Below are 18,676 nucleotides of genomic sequence, written 5' to 3'. Positions count from 1 at the left end.
CCGGTGGAATACGCCCCCCTCCGTCGGAAGGCCTAGGGCGGTGAAGTCCCCCCAGCTTCACCGCCCGCCTTTTTCTCAATGCCGGCGTCTCTCGCTCGGCTTGCATGCGATTGCCGCCCGCGCCATGTTTAGAGAAGGTTGACCTCCTTGACCGCCGCCGAACGCACGATGCGCCTCCTCATCATCGAAGACGACCGCGAATCCGCCGACTATCTCGCCAAGGCGTTTCGCGAAGTCGGACACATTGCCGACCACGCCGCCGACGGCGAGGAAGGGCTCGCCATGGCCGAGAACGGCGATTACGACGTGCTCGTGGTCGACCGCATGCTGCCCAAGCGCGACGGCCTGTCGCTGATCGGCGCACTGCGCGACAAGGGCAACACGACGCCGGTGCTGATTCTCTCGGCACTGGGGCAGGTCGATGACCGCATCAAGGGCCTGCGTGCCGGCGGCGACGACTATCTGCCGAAGCCTTATTCGTTCGCCGAGCTCCTCGCCCGGGTCGAGGTGCTCTCCCGCCGCCGCGGCGGTCCTGCCGAGGATACGCTGTATCGTGTCGGCGATCTCGAGCTCGATCGGCTGTCACATCGCGTTGCCCGCGGCAAGGACGAGCTGACGCTTCAGCCTCGTGAATTCCGCCTGCTCGAGTACCTGATGAAGCACGCCGGCCAGGTGGTGACGCGCACCATGCTGCTCGAGAACGTCTGGGACTATCATTTCGATCCGCAGACGAACGTCATCGACGTGCACATCTCGCGGCTGCGCTCCAAGATCGACAAGGGCTTCGATCGACCGCTGCTGCACACGATCCGCGGCGCCGGATACATGATCCGTGACGGCATTCGGTAAACTCGTCCGCACCACGGCGTTCCGGCTGACGCTGGTCTACCTGCTGCTGTTCGCGATGTTCGCGGCTTCGCTGCTCGGCTATTTCGCCTGGAATACGCGGCGGCTCATCACCGAAGAGATCACGCAGACGGTCAACGCCGAGACCTCGGAGATCAACGAGATCTACGGTCGCCGCGGCTTGCGCGGACTCGTGCTCGCGATCGAGTATCGGGCGCTGCGGCCGGGCGCCAACCTCTATCTGGTGACGACGCCGACGGGGCAGGCGATCGCCGGCAATGTCGGTTCGCTCGCGCCCGGCGTGATGGCGACGCGCGGCTGGTCCGAGACCGCCTACCGGCGGCTCGAGGACGCCGATGACCGCGATCATCGTGCGCTGGTGCGCGTCACCGAACTCGAGAACGGCTTCCGGCTTCTGATCGGCCGCGACCTCGCCGAGCGGCGTCGTTTGTTCGGCATCGTCGCCAAGGCAGCGCAATGGTCGGTCCTGATCGTCGTCGTGCTCGGCCTCGGCGGCGGCATCTTCGTGGCGCGGCGTGTCTTGCGCCGCATCGACGCCATGACCGGCACCACGCAGCGGATCATGAGCGGCGACCTCAGCGAGCGCTTGCCAGTGGGGCGCAGCGGCGACGAGCTCGATCGGCTCGCCGAGAACCTCAACGCCATGCTGGAGCGGATCGAAGCGCTGATGGCGGGGCTGAAGGAAGTCTCCGACAACATCGCGCACGACCTCAAGACGCCGCTGACGCGCTTGCGCAACCGTGCCGAGGAGGCTCTGGCCAAGTCCGGCTGCGAGGCGGACTACCGCGCCGCGCTGGAGCGGACCATCGAGGAATCCGACGGGCTGATCCGCACCTTCAATGCGCTGCTGATGATCGCGCGTGCCGAGTCGGGCCAGGCGCGCGGCAACATGGATGATTTCGACGCTGCCGAAGTCGCGGGTGGCATCCACGAGCTCTACGAGCCGCTGGCCGAAGAGGACGGCATGACCCTGAAGGTCAAAGCCGAGCCGACGCCGGTTCACGCCAATCGCGAGCTGGTCAGCCAGGCGCTCGCCAATCTCGTCGAGAACGCGATCAAATATGGCAAGCCGGCGGCACAGGCAGCGGGAACCGTGGTCAGCATGGACGCCAGGCAGATCACGATTGAGGCGAGGCGGGAAGGCGAGCAGGTGCTGCTCAGCGTCACCGACCGCGGCCCGGGGATTCCCGAAGCCGATCGCAAGCACGTCGTCGAGCGATTCGTTCGGCTGGAGGCCAGCCGCACGCTGCCGGGCTCCGGCCTCGGCCTGAGCCTCGCCTCGGCGGTTGCGACCCTGCACGGTGGCGAACTACGCTTGGGCGCCGCCCACCCTGGTCTCGTCGCCACGCTCGTCCTGCCGGCGCGTACGGGCGCGGGCGACAGGGTTGCTCCGCCGCTGCAGGATGTGCCACAGAAGGTGGCATGAACCACTCCGCGCCGGGAAACGCGGACAAGCATGGTGAGAGACTGGCCGCGCGCTTTGCGGAAGCTCCCCATATTGCCGCTTCCGCAACCGACGAAAGACGCCTTGAGAATTGGCTGGCCGAACTCGAGCCGGCTCAATCGGCTCGTCTCGAATCCCTGCTGGCTCATCCTTTCGCGCGGGATATCTTGACCGGCATCGCGGAATTCTCGCCCTACCTGTTCGATCTCGTGCGGGCCGATCCCCTGCGCCTGATCCGTCTGCTCGACTGCGATCCGGATGTGCATCTGGCGGGGCTGATGGCGGAGGCGAGGGACGCCGTGCTCGCAGCCCCCGACGAAGCCGAGGTAATGCGCCTGCTTCGTCGCATGAAGGCGGAAGCAGCGCTGCTGATCGCGCTATGCGACATCGGCGGCGTCTGGCCGGTGATGCGGGTGACGGCGGCGCTGACAGACGTTGCAGTGTTCTCGGTGCAGGCGGCGCTTCGGTACCTGCTGCGGCAGGAAGCCGCACGCGGCAAGCTCTCTCCGTCCGATCCCGAGGCTCCCGAAGAGGGCTGCGGGCTGATCGTGCTCGCGATGGGCAAGATGGGCGCGGGCGAGCTGAACTATTCCAGCGACATCGATCTCATCGTGTTCTTCGACCCCGAGGCGACCACGCTCGCGCCCGATATCGAACCGCAGCCGTTCTTCGTTCGTGTGACCCAGGGGATGGCGCGCATCCTCCAGCAGCGCACCTATGACGGCTACGTCTTTCGCGTCGACCTGCGGCTTCGGCCCGATCCGTCCTCGACACAGGTGGCGATCTCGCGGGACGCCGCGCTGAACTATTACGAGCGGGAGGGGCGCACCTGGGAGCGCGCCGCCATGATCAAGGCGCGTGCCTGTGCCGGCGATGCCAGGGCGGGCGAGGCGCTTCTGTCAGAGATCGCGCCCTTCGTCTGGCGCAAGCATCTCGACTTTGCCGCACTCGCCGACGTGCACGACATGAAGCGGCAGATGCAGACCTATCGCGGCCAGAGCGAGGTCGCAGTCGAAGGCCACAACGTCAAGGTCGGGCGCGGCGGCATCCGCGAGATCGAGTTTTTTGCGCAGACCCAGCAATTGATAGCGGGCGGCCGCCATCCGGAATTGCGGGTGCGGCCGACGCTGAAGGCGCTGGATGTGCTCGCCTCCAGCAACTGGATCACCCACGCGGCGCGCGACGAGCTGACCACGGCCTACGAGTTCCTGCGCCGCGTCGAGCATCGCCTCCAAATGATCGCTGACGAGCAGACCCACACGTTGCCTGAGGACAGGCAAGCAGTCGAGCGCTTCGCGTGGTTCTTCGGCTATCCGGATCGCGAGGCCTTTGCGCGCGACCTCTTGCACCAGCTGCAGATCGTGCAGGGGCACTATGAAAAGCTGTTCGAGGGCGATGATCCGACCGGGACGGCCAAGCTGCCGGCGCTCGACTATAGTGCCGGCCCCGAGGACCCGCGCCTGCTTCAGCACCTGGCGACGCTCGGCTTCAAGAAGCCGGCCGCCGTCGCGCAGACGGTGCGCGACTGGATCACCGGCGACTATCGGGTGTTCCGGGTTGAGGCGACCCGGAATGCTTTCGTCGAGTTCGTGCCGGCTCTTATCGACGGACTTGCCCATGCCGAGGAACCGGACCGCGCGGTCGTGGCATTCGATGATTTCCTCGCGGCGCTCCAGCGCGGCGGCCGGCTGATCACGTTGCTCGGCCAGAACCGCGATCTCGTCGCGCTGGTGGCGCTGGTGCTGGGCGCGGCGCCCCGGCTGGGCGAAATGCTGGCGCGGCAGCCGCAGTTGATGGACGGTCTGATCGATCCGCGCTTCTTCGGCGCCATGCCCGACCGGGAGGAATTGTCGGGCCGGTTGGCTGCGACCGTGCAGGACGCCGGCTCATACGAAGAGTTCCTCGATCGGCTGCGCCTGTTCGGGCAGGAGAGCCTGTTCCTGATCGGCACGCGCATCCTGTCCGGCACCGTCTCTGCGCAACAGGCCAGCACGGCATTTGCCGACGTCGCCGAAGGCATCGTCCACACCGTGCATGGCCTCGTCGCCGATCGCTTCGCCGCCCAGCACGGCCGCATCAAGGGGCAGGAGACCGCGATCATCGCGATGGGCCGGCTCGGCAGCCGCGAGATGACGGCCTCGTCCGATCTCGACCTGATCCTGTTGTACGATTTCGACGGCGAGCATCCGGACTCGGACGGACCCAAATCGCTGCACGGCGCGCATTATTTCGCGCGCTTCACGCAGCGCCTGATCAGCGCGTTCACGACGCGCACCAATTACGGCGTGCTCTACGAGATCGACATGCGGCTGCGTCCGTCGGGGCGCGCCGGCCCGGTGGCCTCGAGTCTCGTTTCATTCGCGGACTACCAGGCCAACGAGGCCTGGACCTGGGAGCATATGGCGTTGACGCGCGCCCGCGTGGTGTCGGCGTCGGACGCCTTCCGGGAGCGGATCGAGCGCGTCATCCGGGACGTCCTGACCCGCCGCCGCGATCCCGCCATCACCGCCAACGACGTCGCCGACATGCGGCGCGCGATCGCCCAGGAAAAGGGCGAGGCCGATTGCTGGGATCTCAAGCATGCTGCCGGCGGCATGGTCGACATCGACTTCATCGCGCAATATCTCCAGCTCGTGCACGCTCACGACAAGCCGGACATCCTCGATGTCAGCACCGTGCAGGTGCTGGAGAACGCATGCAGGATCGGCGTGCTCCCGCAATCGGAGACCGAGATCTTGCGTGCAGCAGCCCGGCTCTATCACGACCTGACGCAGATCCTGCGGCTCTGCGTCAGCGACCGGTTCAAGCCGGAAACGGCGGGCACTGATCTCCAGCGCGTGATGGCGCGCGCCGGCGATGCGCCGGATTTCTCGTCGCTGGAGGCGCGCGTGAAGGAAACCCAGAGCGAAGTGCGGCGCGTGTTCAGGGCGCTGCTGGAAGGGACGTAGTCTGCTTCAGCGATGGAATGGCCTCGCGGACTTCAGGTGCGAGGCCCGCGCCGCCTGCATCCACCGCTCAGGCGGCTGGTTTTTCCGTGTTGGAAGGGAGCAGGCGTGCTAGCCTGCGCGTCACCGCATTGATCCGAGGGACGACCGGTTGATCGACAAGCTCGAACTATTGCTGGCGCTGGCGAAGGAGCGGCATTTCGGACGCGCTGCAGAGGCCTGCGGCGTGACGCAGCCGACGATGTCGACGGGGCTCAAGCAGCTCGAGGAGATTCTCGGCGTGATGCTGGTCCAGCGCGGGTCGCGGTTTCAGGGCTTTACCCCTGAAGGCGAGCGGGCGCTCGACTGGGCGCGGCGCATCGTGGGCGATGCCCGCGCGATGCGCGACGAGATCAACGGTCTGAAGCATCAGCTCTCCGGCGAGATCCGCATCGCGGCGATCCCGACCGTGCTCGGCATGGTCGCCGCGCTGACGACGCCGTTCCGCGCCAGGCATCCCGAGGTGCGGTTCCGCATCCAGTCCACCACCTCGTCCGAGGTGCTCGGGCTGCTCGAAAACCTCGAGGTCGATGCGGGGCTGACCTACATCGAGAACGAGCCGATCGGCAAGGTGCGCACCATTCCGCTCTATAATGAGAGCTACCGCCTGCTGACCGCGCCGGACGCGATGTTCGGTGATCGCGAGACGGTGACCTGGAAGGAAGTCGGGCAGGTGCCGCTCTGCCTGCTGACGCCCGACATGCAGAACCGCCGCATCATCGACCGCGCGCTGCGCTCGGTCGGCGCGGAGGCAACCCCGACGCTGACCTCGAACTCGCTGCTGGTGCTGTTCACGCATGTGAAGACAGGACGCTGGGCGAGCGTGATGCCCGCCAAGCTCGCCGAGACGCTCGGCCTGTCCGACACGGTACGCTCAATCCCGATCGTCGAACCCGACGTCAACTACAGTATCGGCATGGTGATCCCGCAACGCGATCCGATGACGCCGCTGATCGCGGCGCTGGTCAACGTCGCGCGAGAGGTCGCGCCTTCGCTGCAATTGTAGATTCGAGCAGGCGCCTCGTCCTTCGAGGCGCGCGAGGGGCGCGCTCCTCAGGATGAGGCTCCGTCCCATCGCGCTCTGCTGCCGCGCACTCATCCTCGTCCTGAGGGCCCGCCGCAGGCGGGCGTCTCGAAGGATGGCGCAAGCACGTAACTGGCGCCACCTCAAGCCGCGGCCGAGATCCCGGCCGCTGCCTTGATCGCGTCGCGCGGCAGGGTCACGCGCACGACGGTGCCGACCTCGAGCTTGGAGCGCAGCCGCATCGAGCCGCCGTGGAGCTGCGCCAGCGAGCGTGCGATCGCGAGGCCAAGGCCCGAGCCGTGATAGGTCTTGGTGAGCTGGCTCTCCACCTGCTCGAACGGGCGGCCCAGCCGCGCCAGCGAATGCGGCGCGATGCCGATGCCGGTGTCGGCGATCATCAGCACGATCCTGTCGTCGAGCTGCCGGCTGCGCACCACGACACGCCCGCCGTCGGGCGTGAACTTCACGGCGTTGGAGAGCAGGTTGACGATGATCTGCTTGGTGGCGCGGCGGTCGGCGACGACCGAGATCGATTTTGCGATGTCGGCGTCGAGCGTCAGGTGCTTGTCCTGGGCACGGCCGGTGACGACCCGCAAGGATTCCGCAAGTGTCTTGGAGAGGTCCAGCTCCTCCATGTCGAGTTTCATCCGGCCAGCCTCGATCTTGGACATGTCGAGTATGTCGTTGATGACCTCGAGCAGATAATGGCCGCTGGTCAGGATGTCCTGACAGTATTCCTGATATTTCTCCGAGCCGAGCTCCCCGAACATGCCCGAGCCCATGATCTCGGAGAAGCCGATGATGGCATTGAGCGGCGTGCGCAGCTCGTGGCTCATATTGGCGAGGAACTTCGACTTGGTCTGGTTGGCTTCCTCGGCGCGGGTCTTCTCGCGCTGGTACTTCTCGGCGAGGTCGGCGAGCTCGACCGCCTGGCGCTCGAGCGCGGCTTGCGAGCGCTTGAGGTCGATGACCGTGGCGCGCAGGCGCAGATCGTTGTCGACCAGCTTCTGCTCGTGCTCCTTGATACGGGTGATGTCGGTACCGACCGAGACGTAGCCGCCGTCCTTGGTGCGGCGCTCGCTGATGTGCAGCCAGCTGCCGTCGTCGAGTTGCGCCTCGAAGGTGCGTGCGCCCGGGCCCTGGACTCCGGTCTCGTTGTGGCGGGTGCGCACCTCGGGCATGCGGCCGACTTCGAGCACCGTCTCGTAGGAGGTGCCGGGAATGACGGCCGTGTCGGGCAGCTTGTGCAGGCGCTGGAAATGCGAGTTGCAGAGCACCAGGCGGTCGCTCGCGTCCCAGAGCACGAAGGCTTCCGGAATGGTCTCGATCGCGTCGCGCAGGCGTAGATCGGCTTCCACCGTCTTTTCCGCAAGGCTCTTCTGCTCGGTGATGTCGACGGCGATCCCGATCAGGTGAACGCTTGAATCGGTCGCCCCGCGCGTCTTCTCGCAGCGAACGCGCAGCCAGATCCAGTGCCCGTCGACATGCTGCATCCGGAAGGTCTGGTCGATATGGTCGATCTTCTCGGAGATGAGCTGGTCGGCGATCTCGAACAGGTCGATGTCGTCGGACTTCACCAGCGCGTTGACTTCGCCGAAAGTGAGGAGCTCGTGGCGGCCGTCGAGGCCGAGCATCGAGAACATCGATTGCGACCAGAAGATCCGGCCGCGCGACAAGTCCCAGTCCCACAGCCCGCAGCGGCCGCGATTGAGCGCGGTGTCGATGCGCCCGCGCACGGCATCGTTGATGAGGTCGCCCTCGCGGGCGCGGGTCGACTGCCAGTGGAAGGCGAAGCCGAGGATCAGCACGACGAAGCCGGTGGTTGCCGACAGCGTCACCGAGAGCGCGGCGTCCGAGCCCCAGATCGGCTCGTTGCGCTCCTGGATCACGGTGACGAAGCCCGGCAGCGACTTGATCTGCCGCGAGGTCGCCATCGCCGCATTGCCGTTCGGCAATGTCATGTCGGAGATGTTGCCGTCGCGCGTCGGCGCCGCGAGCAATTGGGCGGTCGTGATCGCATCGAGCAGCCGGTCGTTGCCGGAGGGATCGCTGTCGATCGGGATGCGGGCGAGGACGCGGCGGTCGATGCCAGCCGAGGTGACGATGACGTGGCGGCCCGAGGCCATGCCCCAGGACGGAATGAGATCCGGCAACATCGCCGGCAGGCTGTCGATGGTCTTTGGTCGGTCGTGGCGCACCGAGGTGAGGCGGTCGATGCGCTCGGCGAGCAGGTCGGCGAGCGCGCTGATATCCTGGCGGATCACCAGCCGCTTCTGGCGCGTTTGATCGACCACCTGCACAAAGGCACCGAGGCAGATCGTGATCAGGAAGGCGATGATGAGCGTCGGAACGGCGCGGCGCAGCGCCGGCTCTGCGACCAGCAGCCGATGATAGGCAGGTTTCGCGATCGATTGCGCCAATCCCTTGATCGAATCGGATTGGACGCACGCGTTCGCGGCGTCTGCGCGCGCCATGCCTTCGGCCCCCTGAAAACGAGCTTCGAAAGCAGCCCCACGTCGCTTTCGAATCACACTGATTTGAATCCAGTTTTCGCGGGCTGTCGAGAGTCAACGAATCGTTAACGCGAAATTATTCTTATCCAACACGCAGTTTGTGCATCGGGCGTCCGCAAACCCACGGACGCGAGGAGTCCGAAACGGGAACGTGTGTCTCACCATGCGTCCTTCATCACGCGCGCGGCGGTTCCGCGTGACTGATGACGCGCTTCACGCTCGGGAATGCACGCCGCAACGCGCGCTCGATCGCGTCGACATGCTCGTGCACCTTGATCACGCTCATCGACGGCGCTGCGCGGCAATGGAAGTTGACGATCTCGCCGGCGTCCGTGTTGCGGACCCGCACGTTATGGATGTCGTGGATCTCGCTGCCGGCGGCGTATTCCGTCAGAGCAGCCGCGATGGTCTGCACCCTGTCAGGTGCGGCATCGACCCCGAACGGCAGTTCCGGTTCCATGGGCTCGATGTGGACGTCGACCTCGACGTCCTCGCCGAACTCTTCCTTGATCTTGCGCTCCAGCGTGTTGGCGATGTCGTGGGCGGCCTCGAGCTGCATTGCGGCGTCGACCTCGAGATCGATGCTGACGATCAGCTTGGCGCCGAGGTCGTGCACGGTGACGTGGTGGACCGCGAGGCCGGAATTATGCGCGATCACCATGATGCGGTCGTGGACGGTCTCGTTGTCGCGAGCGACAGGCACCGCAGCGAACGTGAGGTCGGCGTCTCCGAATGCCTTGGTCACTGCGGCCTGTGCGTTGCGCTTGATCTCCTCGACGCGGTCGATCGGATAGGTTCGCGGGACCTTTGCGATGGTGTCGATGAACGTGGTCGCTCCGACCATGCGCACGCGCAGCCGGTCGACGTCGATCACGCCCGGCACGCCGCGGATCGCGGCGGTGGCCTTCTCCTGCGCGCCTTCCGGCGCGCGGTCGACCAGTGTCTGCACGGTTGAGCCGGCCAGGCGCAGGCCGAGAGCTGCGATCATGACCGCGACCGCGGCCGCGGCCGCCGCGTCGCCCCACCAGAAGCCGAGCGCGGCGAGGATCAGGCCCGCGATTACCGCGAATGAGCCCATGACGTCGGAGGCGAAATGCAGCGCATCCGCCGCCAGCGCCTGGCTCCTGGTCTCTCGCGCGGCGCGCTGCAGGGCGCGGGCGCGCCAGAGATTGACGACGATGTCGATCACCAGCACGACGAAGGGCACGGCCGAGATGGTCGGCGGCGGGGTTCCCTCGCTCAGCCGGCTATAGGCCTCGACCAGAATGCCGCCGGCAAGCACGTAGAGCAGGGCGGTGACGCCAAGGGCAGAGATGCTCTCCAGCTTGCCGTGGCCGTAATGATGCTCCTCGTCCGCCGGCTTGTCGGACACCCGCACCACCGCCCAGGTGATGATGGTGGCGACCAGGTCGATCGAGGAATGCAGGGCTTCGGAGATCAGCGCCAGCGAGCCGATTGCGATCCCGACCGCGAACTTCGCCGCCGCCATGCCGCCGCTGGCGAAGATCGAAATCGCCGCGACCGAGGTTTTGCTGTGCTGGGAGGTCATGGCGGGGATTTAGCAGCCCAGCGTGGGACATCAAGCAATGATCCACAGAAGTAGTCGCGAGTGACTTGCAGGAGCGAAGCTATCGCGGTTGCTCTTGTATGGAAAGCTCACCCGTGCCTCTTCCTCGGTCATGGCCGGGGCGAGCCGGCCATGACGCCGTGGAGGGAGGCGGGCCATGTCGTTCCGTCCGCCGCTCCTACAACGCGACCACAATCTTCCCCAGGTGCTTGTTCGCCTCCATGTGGTCGAATGCCTTTTCAATGTCGTCGAACGAAAACACCTTGTCGATCGGCAGCTGCAGTTTTCGCGATTCCACAGCGCCCCAGATGTCCTTGCGCACCTCCTCGAAGATCTCACGGACCTCCTCGATGGTGCGGCTGCGGAAGGTGACGCCGACATAGTCGATGCGCCGGGCCGCATGAAGGTCGAAGTTGAAATCGGCATGGGTACCGCCGAGCCGGCCGACATTGACGATGCGGCCCTTGATCTTCGTCGCGGCTAGATTCTGGCTCGCGACCTTGCCCGAGACCTGGTCGACGATGAGATCGACGCCTTCTCCGTTCGTCGCCCTCAGCACCTCGTCGACCCATTTGGGATCGGAGCTGTCGACGGCGAGATCGGCGCCATATTCCTTCAGCCGGCCGCGGCGATAGGCATCGGTCGATGTGCCGATCACGAGCTTTGCGCCCTTGAGCCTGGCAATCTGCATCGCCATCAGGCCGACGCCGGAGCTGGCGCCCTGGATCAGCGCGCTCTGACCCGCCTGCATTCCGCCAACGGTAACGACCGCGTTGTGCATGGTCGCGAGTGCGACGGGGAGGGTGGCGGCCTCCTCGAAATTCATGTTCGAGGGGGCGTGGAACAGCCGGCCGTGATCGGCCAGCGTATATTCGGCGAACGCCGCACCGCCCGAGCCCATGATGCGGTCGCCGACCTTGACGCCTTTGGCGTCCGGCCCGAGCTCGGCGACTTCGCCGGCCCATTCCATGCCGAGCACGGTGCCGACGCCGCCGGCCGCCCCATGGGCGTGTCCCTTGCGCATGCCGGTGTCCGCCCGGTTCAGCCCGCAAGCGCGGACCTTCACCAGCACCTGCGTGCCTTTGGGCTTTGGTTGAGCGACGTCGGAAATCCGAGCGCCGTCAGGACCATAGACATAAGCTTTCATGCAATGCTCTCGCGACTTACAGTGATTATTCCGCAGCTTCGCGTTGCGGCTGAACGATCATGCCTTCCAGTCGGCCGCGGATGATTGCCTCCGCTTCGCGCACGATGCGGGAGACGAGCTCGGCGCAGCTCGGGATGTCCTGAATTAGGCCCTGGACCTGGCCGGCTGACCAGATGCCTTCGTCGGAATTGCCGGTGGCATAGACCATCTTGCCGCGGGCACCGGCGACGAGCTCGCGGATGTCCTCGAACTTGGCGCCTTCCTTTTCCATGGCGACGACCTTGGTCGAGACGGCGTTCTTGGCGACGCGCGAGGTGTTGCGCATGGTGCGGAAGATCAGCTCGGTCTCGCGCTCGTCGTTGGCGACGATCTTCTCCTTGATGAGCTGATGGATCGGGCTCTCCTTGGTCGCCATGAAGCGCGTGCCCATGTTGATCCCTTCTGCGCCCAGCGCCAGCGCCGCCACGAGGCCGCGAGCGTCGGCAAAGCCGCCCGAGGCGATCATCGGGATCTTGACCTTGTTCGCGGCGGCCGGGATCAGGATCAGGCCGGGCGTGTCGTCCTCACCGGGATGGCCGGCGCATTCGAATCCGTCGATCGAGATGGCGTCGACGCCCATGCGCTCGGCCGACAGCGCGTGTCGGACGCTGGTGCATTTGTGCACGACCTTGACGCCATGTTTTTTGAACTCCTCGACATGCTCCTGCGGCTTGTTGCCGGCGGTCTCGACCACCTTGACGCCGCTCTCGATGATGGCGGCCCGGTATTCGGCATAGGGCGGCGGCTTGATCGCGGGCAGGATGGTGAGATTGACGCCGAACGGCTTGTCGGTGAGGTCGCGGCAGCGCGCGATCTCCTTGGTGAGGTCCTCCGGCGTGGGCTGGGTCAGCGCCGTGATGAAGCCGAGCGCTCCGGCATTGGCAACGGCGGCAACCAGCTCGGCCCGGCCGACCCACTGCATTCCGCCCTGGACGATCGGGTGCTCGACGCCGACGAGCTTGGTGAACCGTGTCTGCAACATGATGTGCTTCCCCCGCGCCCTGCGTGGCGCTCTCTGTTATCGGTTGATCGCGGCAGGATGCCGCCCGGGTCGGGAAATGTCTATCGCGCCGGCGCGCGGCCAAGGCAGGGCGATCATGCGGGGATGCGGATGATTCCGTGCGGCGGATAATTGGAGTGCATGGAGCTTCTCCGGTGCGACGGTTGGGCCGTGCCGCTCCGTCCAGGGGCTCCAGGGCTTCCCTTACTCCGCCGACAGCCGCACCATCTGGCGGCCGCCGTTCATTTGCTTCAGGCTGTTGACGAAGTTTTCCGGGCGCTGCCAGCGATGGGGCACCTTCAATCCCATGAACTCCGCGATGTCGCCGATGAAGCCGGTGCAATTCATGGTCTCGGCATTCCACACCGGAGAGCTGGCCTGCAACTCCTTGATGTAGGCGAACACGCGCTTGGCGTCGGCCTCATTGAGATAGACCCGATAGTTCGCGGTCAGATATTCCGGATCGAGATCGCCGTAGCTTGCGCCGGTCTCGGATGGCACGAAGGTGATGTGACCCAGCACATAGGCGAGCGTGTCGCCGGCGGGCGTGAGGCCCGCGACCTCGACCGCTTTCTCGCTGGTCTTGCCGTACCAGACGAAGGCATGGCCCCAGCTCGCGGCGGTCCGCGCGCGGAAGTCGACGTAGTAGGGGCCCTTCTCCGCGCGCGCGACGGAGCGCCGCGCCGCTTGCGGCTGAGGTCGCGAGGCGGTGTCCGCCGTCGCAAGCGCGTTGGCATCGGCAACGCGCTTGTTTGCCTCGTGGGCCGAAGCCGAGGGCGTCGTGCACGAGAGCATAGCCGCAAGAGCGAAGCCCGCGAGGATGCAGGATCCCGATCGATCAGCTTTCTTCGTCACGCTATTCCCCTCGACTGCCGGCTGCTACGCAGATGCGCGTATTCCGCTGCGCGTCAGTAGCGCGCCGCGACGGGACCGGGCGCCTTGCCGATCGGGGCCTTTCCAACCGGGCTCTTGCCAATCGGCATCTTGCCGATCGGCGCCTGCTCGGCCGGATAGACCGGCACCGGCTGGCGTCGCGGTATATCCGCAGCGTTTGCAGCCGTCACCAGAGCAAGCGTAGCACCCAGAGCGATTACGATTTTCTTCACAGTCATACCCCTGAAGGTTTGGTCCAACACGACAGCGCCGTGCCCCCCAGACACGCCGCAGAGATGGGCGTCCGAATGCGTCCAAGTTGCGGCGTGCACGGGACATGTTGGCGGCATATCTCTGACGCGCGCAGATGTGATGTTTGCAGGGATTGGTGGAGATCGCTTGCAGGGCGACGCGGCGTGTCGTCCTCAGGCAGAGTCCTCGCCGCGGGACGCGGGCAGCGGTGCATCCTGATCGTTGCTTGGGCCGAAACGCCTGAACAGCCAGATGCCTGCGATCAGGCCGGCCAGGCCGCCGACGGGACCGATGGCGAAGACCGCGCCCATGGCGATGCCGCCATCGTTGCCCGGTCCGGCGAGAGCAATCACCAGCGCGGCCAGCGCGGACCAGCCGGCGACCAGGCCAATCAGGGCGAACAGGATGGCGATGAGGATGCGCATGCGGATGTTGGTCGCGCGGAGGCGACCCGCGGTTCGAGTCCGCAATCATGGCCTCGATGCCGAACAGCTGAGCCTTGAGCAGGACCAGGTCGGCTTGCGACTTCGACAGCTCTGCCCTTGAAAGCATTCAGCGCTGCCGATGCATCTTGCACCGCGCCTGCTCAGGCTGCTTGCGGTGTCGAGTTGGTGGCTTCGTCGAGCGCGGCGGCGATGTCGCGCATGCTGATCACCGAGACGAGGCTGTAATCGTCGATTACGGGCAGGTGACGGATGTGATGACGGTTCATCAGATGGCGCACGTGCTCGATCGTATCGCTCGAGGTGCAGGAAACGAGTTGCTGTACCGACACCAGCTGCGAGACCTTGACGTTGACGGCATTGGCGCCGTGCTCGACGACGGCGCGTACCACGTCGCGTTCGGTGAACATGCCGACCGCGGTGTTGCCCTCGGAGCGGACGACGTCCTTCACCACCAGCGCGCTGATGTTGTTGGTGCGCATCAGCTTGGTGGCGATACCCACCGTTTCATTCATGCGCACCGTGACGACACGCGGCGTCTTCTTGCGCAGGATGTCTCCGACCAGCATTTCAACCTCCCTGACTTTGACGTTGAGAATAGTCTGGTATACATAATGCCAATCGTCAAGCGATGGTTTGGCTGATCCGAAGAATCTTGCGGCAGCGGTGCTGACGCAAAGGCGGCTTCGCTGCGCTTGCATGCTCGGCGGTCCTGGGCGGCGACCTTGCGGCCAACGAAAACGCCCGGCCGCGAGGCCGGGCGTCGAACTCACGCTAGCTGGGCGAAGGCGTCAGATCGTGGATTTCGCGACCACGATCTTGCGCCAGGGCTTGAGCACGGCGATCGCCAGCAACGACGCCAGGATGTTGGCGCCGGCGGCAATGATGAACACGCTGTCCCATGTCCCTGAAGACTGCTGCATGTAGTTGGCGATCGGCACCAGCAGCGCGGCGGTGCCCTTCGCGGTGTAGAGCAGGCCGGCATTGGTGGTCGCGAACTTGGCGCCGAACGTGTCGGTGCAGGTCGAGGGGAATAGCGAGTAGATCTCGCCCCAGGCGAAGAACACGAAGCCCGAGAGCAGCACGAACCAGACCGGATCGTGGCCCCAGAGGTAGAGCATCCAGATCCCGAAGCCTTCCATGCCGAAGGCGATGAACATCGTGTTCTCGCGGCCGATCATGTCGGAGATCCAGCCGAAGAACGGACGCGTCAGGCCGTTGAGCACGCGGTCGATCGTGGCTGCGAAGGTCACCGCCGTCATCGTCACCGCCATCAGCGTGACCGGCACGTTGTCGACCTTCCAGTCGGCCGCGATCGGCTTCAGGTTGGCCGTCACCATCAACCCGCCGGCGCCGACGATCACGAACATGAAGTACATCAGCCAGAAGATCGGCTGACGCAGCACCTCGGTCGGCTGGTAGTTACGCCGGGTCTGGAGCAGATTGGCGTTCGCGACCACGTTCGGCACCTGTCCCGCCTTGGGCGCGAGCAGGAAGAAGGCGAGGATGCAGATGACAATGCCTTGCCCGAGGCCGAAATAGAGGAATGTGGCCTGGAAGCCGCTGTCCTTGATCATGGCCTGGATCGGCGCGACGGTCAGCGCTGAGCCGGCACCGAAGCCCGCGGCGGTGATGCCCGCGGCGAGACCGCGCTTGTCCGGAAACCATTTCAACGCATTGCCGACGCAGGTGCCATACACGCCGCCGGCGCCGATGCCTGCGATGATCATGCCGAGATAGTAGCCGTTGAGCGAGGTGGCCTGCGCGTTGATCGCCCAGCCGACGGCGCAGAGCACGCCGCCGACCAGCACCACGATCCGCGGGCCGTATTTGTCGACGAACCATCCTTCGATCGGCACCAGCCAGGTCTCGAACAACACGAAGAGGGTGAAAGCCCACTGGATCGAGGCGCGATCCCACCCGAATGTTTTCTGAATGTCCGGGACGAAGAACGTCCAACCGTATTGATAGTTGGCGATCATCACCATCGCCGCCACGCCGATCGACAATTGCAACCAGCGATAGGCATCGCTCACACGTGTTGCACTAGGGGCCGCAGCCGACTGCACCATGTCCGTCATTCAAAACCCTCCCGAACGCGCCGATCATTTTTATGCCTGCGCCGGCGCGCAGCTTGGTATGCATTATGCCAAGATTCAAGCGAAGGGCGGCGAGGTGCGGCGAAATGGCGCAGCCTTCTTCACATGCGCCATGAGCGCGGGCTTGTAAAGCCCCCATCGCCGCGATCCCGTCGGCGGGATCGTGAAATTCATATAAGCAATTGAATTTACGTAGTTATATTCTGATGTCGGACTGCTGGATCTCAGCGGAGGGCCAGTGCGCTTGCGGATCTTTGAGGCTTTGCGCTGGTCGCATGATCTGACGCGCGGTCATTTCCTCACCGTGCGGCGGCTGGAATTCTATATTCCAGAAGTCCGGCCTGCGACGGTTTGGCACTGCTCGCGGTACCGATTGGTCCGGCCGCGCCTCAGGCCATCGACGTGCGCAGGCGGCTGTAGCCTTCCTGGATCGCGGACCAGAACAGGGCGACGAGGCCGAGCGCCATGATCGTGCTGACGAGACCGTTGGAGAAGAACACGCCGAGCGAGCCCTGCGATCCCAGCAGCGATTGCCGGAAGGACTCCTCCGCCTTGTCGCCGAGCACGATGGCGAGCACCAGCGGCGCGAGCGGGTAGTTGCACTTCTTCAGGAGATAGCCGAGCACGCCGAACACCAGCATCAGCATCACGTCGAAGGTGCTGTTGTGCACCGAATAGGCGCCGATCGCGCACAGCACCAGGATGAGCGGCGCGATGATGCCGAAGGGCACGCGGAGGATGGCGGCAAAGATCGGCACGCAGGTGAGCACGACGATGAGGCCGGCGAGATTGCCGAGATACATCGACGCGATCAGGCCCCAGACGAATTCCTTCTGCTCGACGAACAGCATCGGACCCGGCTGCAGACCCCAGATCAACAATCCACCGAGCAGGACTGCTGCGGTGGGGGAACCCGGCACGCCGAGCGAGAGCATCGGCAGCAGCGCGGCAGTGCCGGCGGCATGGGCAGCGGTCTCCGGCGCGATCACCCCTTCGATCTCGCCCTTGCCGAAATTGTTGCCGCGTCGCGCCAGGCGCTTGGCGATACCGTAGCTCATGAAAGATGCGGGCGTAGCACCGGCGGGCGTGACGCCCATCCAGCACCCGATCAGGCAGGAGCGCAGCGAGGTCATCCAATAGGCGGGGAGTTCCCGCCAGGTATGCAGCACCACGCGAAGGTTGATGCTGGCGTTGCCGCCGCGGAACGCCAGCCCTTCCTCCATTGTCAGCAGGATCTCGCCGATGCCGAACAGGCCGATCACGGCGATCAGGAAGTCGAAGCCGTTGAGGAGCTCGGTGACGCCGAAGGTCAGCCGCAACTGGCCCGTGATCGAATCGAGGCCGACCGCCGCGAGGGCAAAGCCCATCATCATCGCCGCGATCGTCTTGAACGGCGGCTCCTTGCTGAGGCCGACGAAGGAGCAGAAGGCGAGGAAATACACCGCAAACTTCTCCGCCGGGCCAAACCGCAGTGCGAAGCCCGCGACGAGCGGGGCAACCAGCGTGATCATGATGACCGCGAACAGCGCGCCGACGAAGGAGGAGGTGAAGGCGGCCGTCAGGGCTTCGCCGGGTTTGCCCTGCTGCGCCATTGGATAACCATCGAAGGTGGTCGCCACGGACCAGGGTTCGCCGGGTATGTTGAAGAGGATCGATGTGATGGCGCCGCCGAACAAGGCGCCCCAATAGATGCAGGACAGCATGATGATCGCCGATGTCGGCGGCATGCTGAAGGTGAGGGGGAGAAGGATCGCCACCCCGTTGGCGCCGCCAAGCCCCGGCAGCACGCCGATGATGACGCCGAGCGTGATGCCGATGATCATCAGCATGATGTTGTAGGGCTGCAGGGCGACCGCGAAGCCGTGAAACAGATTGGCCAACTCTTCCATGTCGATATGTCCTGCAGCGGTAACGAAAGATGCGGCGCAGCTCTTACAGACCGAGCCATTCCTCGAATGGGCCCTTGGGCAGCGGGACCAGGAACCAGCGCTCGAACACGAGATAGGTCAACACCGGCATCCCGATCGCGACCGCGACGGTCGTCAGCCAGCGATAGCCGCCGAGCCAGCGCATGAACCAGGCGATAAAGACCGTCGAGGCGACGTAGAGGCCGATGAACGGCATCGAGCCGACATAGATCGCGGTCGGCACGACGACGCTCATGACCTGGCGCAGCTGTCCCCATTCGGCGAACAGTCGGCCGTCGTCGTCGCGCTGCGCATGCCAGAGGTTGATGGCGCTTGCGACGACGATGGTGGCACCGACATAGAAGGGGAAGAAGCCGGCACGCGGGCCCTCCGCGCCCCAGCTGATGCCGGCCTTCACGCTGCCGAAGATCACGACGAGGCCGAAGACACCGATCAGCAGCGCCATCCCGATTTCCAGCGTTTTGTGCGCCGGGCCAGATTCGGATCGTTCAGTCAT

The 18,676-nt window shown here is 65.2% G+C and carries 16 protein-coding genes; 5 read left to right on the top strand and 11 right to left on the bottom strand.

Annotated features, from left to right (window positions below):
- Positions 1 to 168 precede the first annotated feature (168 nt).
- The 4 genes from K408_RS0117430 (at position 169) to K408_RS0117415 (ending at position 6,301) form a co-directional block, all read left to right on the top strand.
- Positions 169 to 849: a response regulator transcription factor gene (locus tag K408_RS0117430; RefSeq protein ID WP_029674102.1), complete on the top strand. Its 681-nt coding sequence runs from the start codon at positions 169 to 171 to the stop codon at positions 847 to 849.
- A complete protein-coding gene (locus K408_RS0117425; protein WP_024339856.1) occupies positions 833 to 2,293 on the top strand; it encodes a sensor histidine kinase in 1,461 nt (486 codons plus the stop codon). Before K408_RS0117430 ends, K408_RS0117425 begins: the two co-directional genes overlap by 17 nt.
- Positions 2,290 to 5,259, top strand: coding sequence for a bifunctional [glutamine synthetase] adenylyltransferase/[glutamine synthetase]-adenylyl-L-tyrosine phosphorylase (locus K408_RS0117420; protein ID WP_024339857.1), 2,970 nt, complete (start codon positions 2,290 to 2,292; stop codon positions 5,257 to 5,259). The genes K408_RS0117425 and K408_RS0117420 overlap by 4 nt, the downstream gene beginning before the upstream one ends.
- A 148-nt stretch (positions 5,260 to 5,407) precedes the next feature.
- Positions 5,408 to 6,301 (top strand): LysR family transcriptional regulator, encoded by an 894-nt coding sequence (locus K408_RS0117415; protein WP_024339858.1) that lies wholly within the window; start codon positions 5,408 to 5,410, stop codon positions 6,299 to 6,301.
- 161 nt (positions 6,302 to 6,462) lie between these two features.
- On the opposite strand, the gene K408_RS0117410 is transcribed toward K408_RS0117415, so the two are convergent.
- From K408_RS0117410 to oxlT, 9 genes are all read right to left on the bottom strand, one after another.
- On the bottom strand, positions 6,463 to 8,793 hold the full coding sequence (locus tag K408_RS0117410) for a PAS domain-containing sensor histidine kinase (RefSeq protein ID WP_024339859.1): 2,331 nt from the start codon (positions 8,791 to 8,793) through the stop codon (positions 6,463 to 6,465).
- A gap of 214 nt (positions 8,794 to 9,007) precedes the next feature.
- Positions 9,008 to 10,381, bottom strand: a complete 1,374-nt coding sequence (locus tag K408_RS0117405; protein ID WP_024339860.1) for a cation-efflux pump — start codon at positions 10,379 to 10,381, stop codon at positions 9,008 to 9,010.
- A gap of 196 nt (positions 10,382 to 10,577) precedes the next feature.
- Positions 10,578 to 11,546 carry a zinc-binding dehydrogenase gene (locus K408_RS0117400; protein WP_024339861.1) on the bottom strand — a complete coding sequence of 323 codons (969 nt, stop codon included), beginning with the start codon at positions 11,544 to 11,546 and terminating at the stop codon, positions 10,578 to 10,580.
- A gap of 25 nt (positions 11,547 to 11,571) precedes the next feature.
- Entirely contained in the window at positions 11,572 to 12,567 is a 996-nt protein-coding gene (locus tag K408_RS0117395) for an NAD(P)H-dependent flavin oxidoreductase (protein ID WP_024339862.1), read from the bottom strand.
- A gap of 222 nt (positions 12,568 to 12,789) precedes the next feature.
- Positions 12,790 to 13,440, bottom strand: a complete 651-nt coding sequence (locus tag K408_RS0117390) for a hypothetical protein (RefSeq protein ID WP_024339863.1) — start codon at positions 13,438 to 13,440, stop codon at positions 12,790 to 12,792.
- Between the two features lie 53 nt (positions 13,441 to 13,493).
- The gene (locus K408_RS0117385) at positions 13,494 to 13,697 is read right to left on the bottom strand and encodes a hypothetical protein (protein ID WP_029674103.1); all 204 of its coding nucleotides are present in this window, start codon (positions 13,695 to 13,697) and stop codon (positions 13,494 to 13,496) included.
- A gap of 186 nt (positions 13,698 to 13,883) precedes the next feature.
- Positions 13,884 to 14,135, bottom strand: coding sequence for a hypothetical protein (locus tag K408_RS0117380; RefSeq protein WP_024339865.1), 252 nt, complete (start codon positions 14,133 to 14,135; stop codon positions 13,884 to 13,886).
- 161 nt (positions 14,136 to 14,296) lie between these two features.
- Positions 14,297 to 14,722 carry a CBS domain-containing protein gene (locus K408_RS0117375; RefSeq protein WP_024339866.1) on the bottom strand — a complete coding sequence of 142 codons (426 nt, stop codon included), beginning with the start codon at positions 14,720 to 14,722 and terminating at the stop codon, positions 14,297 to 14,299.
- Positions 14,723 to 14,944: 222 nt separating this feature from the next.
- Complete coding sequence (gene oxlT / locus K408_RS0117370; RefSeq protein WP_024339867.1) at positions 14,945 to 16,234, bottom strand: oxalate/formate MFS antiporter; 1,290 nt, start codon at positions 16,232 to 16,234, stop codon at positions 14,945 to 14,947.
- Between oxlT and K408_RS42125 the strand changes: the two genes are divergently transcribed.
- Positions 16,224 to 16,382: a hypothetical protein gene (locus K408_RS42125; protein ID WP_155248477.1), complete on the top strand. Its 159-nt coding sequence runs from the start codon at positions 16,224 to 16,226 to the stop codon at positions 16,380 to 16,382. The two genes, oxlT and K408_RS42125, sit on opposite strands and share 11 nt — an antisense overlap.
- 259 nt (positions 16,383 to 16,641) lie before the next feature.
- Here K408_RS42125 and K408_RS0117360 read toward each other — a convergent pair whose 3' ends face one another.
- Positions 16,642 to 18,141 carry a tripartite tricarboxylate transporter permease gene (locus tag K408_RS0117360; RefSeq protein WP_024339868.1) on the bottom strand — a complete coding sequence of 500 codons (1,500 nt, stop codon included), beginning with the start codon at positions 18,139 to 18,141 and terminating at the stop codon, positions 16,642 to 16,644.
- Between the two features lie 43 nt (positions 18,142 to 18,184).
- Complete coding sequence (locus tag K408_RS0117355) at positions 18,185 to 18,676, bottom strand: tripartite tricarboxylate transporter TctB family protein (RefSeq protein ID WP_024339869.1); 492 nt, start codon at positions 18,674 to 18,676, stop codon at positions 18,185 to 18,187.

The sequence above is a fragment of the Bradyrhizobium sp. in8p8 genome, from assembly GCF_000426845.1.
In the GTDB taxonomy this organism is placed as follows: Bacteria; Pseudomonadota; Alphaproteobacteria; order Rhizobiales; family Xanthobacteraceae; genus Bradyrhizobium; species Bradyrhizobium japonicum_C.
The sequence above is the reverse complement of the archived record's forward strand: the minus strand, read 5'-3'. Positions and strand labels throughout refer to the sequence as shown.

Bases quoted from the DNA above. Each gene is read 5' to 3' on its own strand.
- K408_RS0117380 (WP_024339865.1), bottom strand. From the start codon at position 14,135: ATGCGCATCCTCATCGCCATCCTGTTCGCCCTGATTGGCCTGGTCGCC.
- K408_RS0117375 (WP_024339866.1), bottom strand. From the start codon at position 14,722: ATGCTGGTCGGAGACATCCTGCGCAAGAAGACGCCGCGTGTCGTCACG.
- K408_RS0117385 (WP_029674103.1), bottom strand. From the start codon at position 13,697: ATGACTGTGAAGAAAATCGTAATCGCTCTGGGTGCTACGCTTGCTCTG.
- K408_RS0117405 (WP_024339860.1), bottom strand. From the start codon at position 10,381: ATGACCTCCCAGCACAGCAAAACCTCGGTCGCGGCGATTTCGATCTTC.
- K408_RS0117420 (WP_024339857.1), top strand. From the start codon at position 2,290: ATGAACCACTCCGCGCCGGGAAACGCGGACAAGCATGGTGAGAGACTG.
- K408_RS0117400 (WP_024339861.1), bottom strand. From the start codon at position 11,546: ATGAAAGCTTATGTCTATGGTCCTGACGGCGCTCGGATTTCCGACGTC.
- oxlT (WP_024339867.1), bottom strand. From the start codon at position 16,234: ATGACGGACATGGTGCAGTCGGCTGCGGCCCCTAGTGCAACACGTGTG.
- K408_RS0117395 (WP_024339862.1), bottom strand. From the start codon at position 12,567: ATGTTGCAGACACGGTTCACCAAGCTCGTCGGCGTCGAGCACCCGATC.
- K408_RS0117430 (WP_029674102.1), top strand. From the start codon at position 169: ATGCGCCTCCTCATCATCGAAGACGACCGCGAATCCGCCGACTATCTC.
- K408_RS0117410 (WP_024339859.1), bottom strand. From the start codon at position 8,793: ATGGCGCGCGCAGACGCCGCGAACGCGTGCGTCCAATCCGATTCGATC.
- K408_RS0117355 (WP_024339869.1), bottom strand. From the start codon at position 18,676: ATGACTGAACGATCCGAATCTGGCCCGGCGCACAAAACGCTGGAAATC.
- K408_RS0117360 (WP_024339868.1), bottom strand. From the start codon at position 18,141: ATGGAAGAGTTGGCCAATCTGTTTCACGGCTTCGCGGTCGCCCTGCAG.
- K408_RS42125 (WP_155248477.1), top strand. From the start codon at position 16,224: ATGTCCGTCATTCAAAACCCTCCCGAACGCGCCGATCATTTTTATGCC.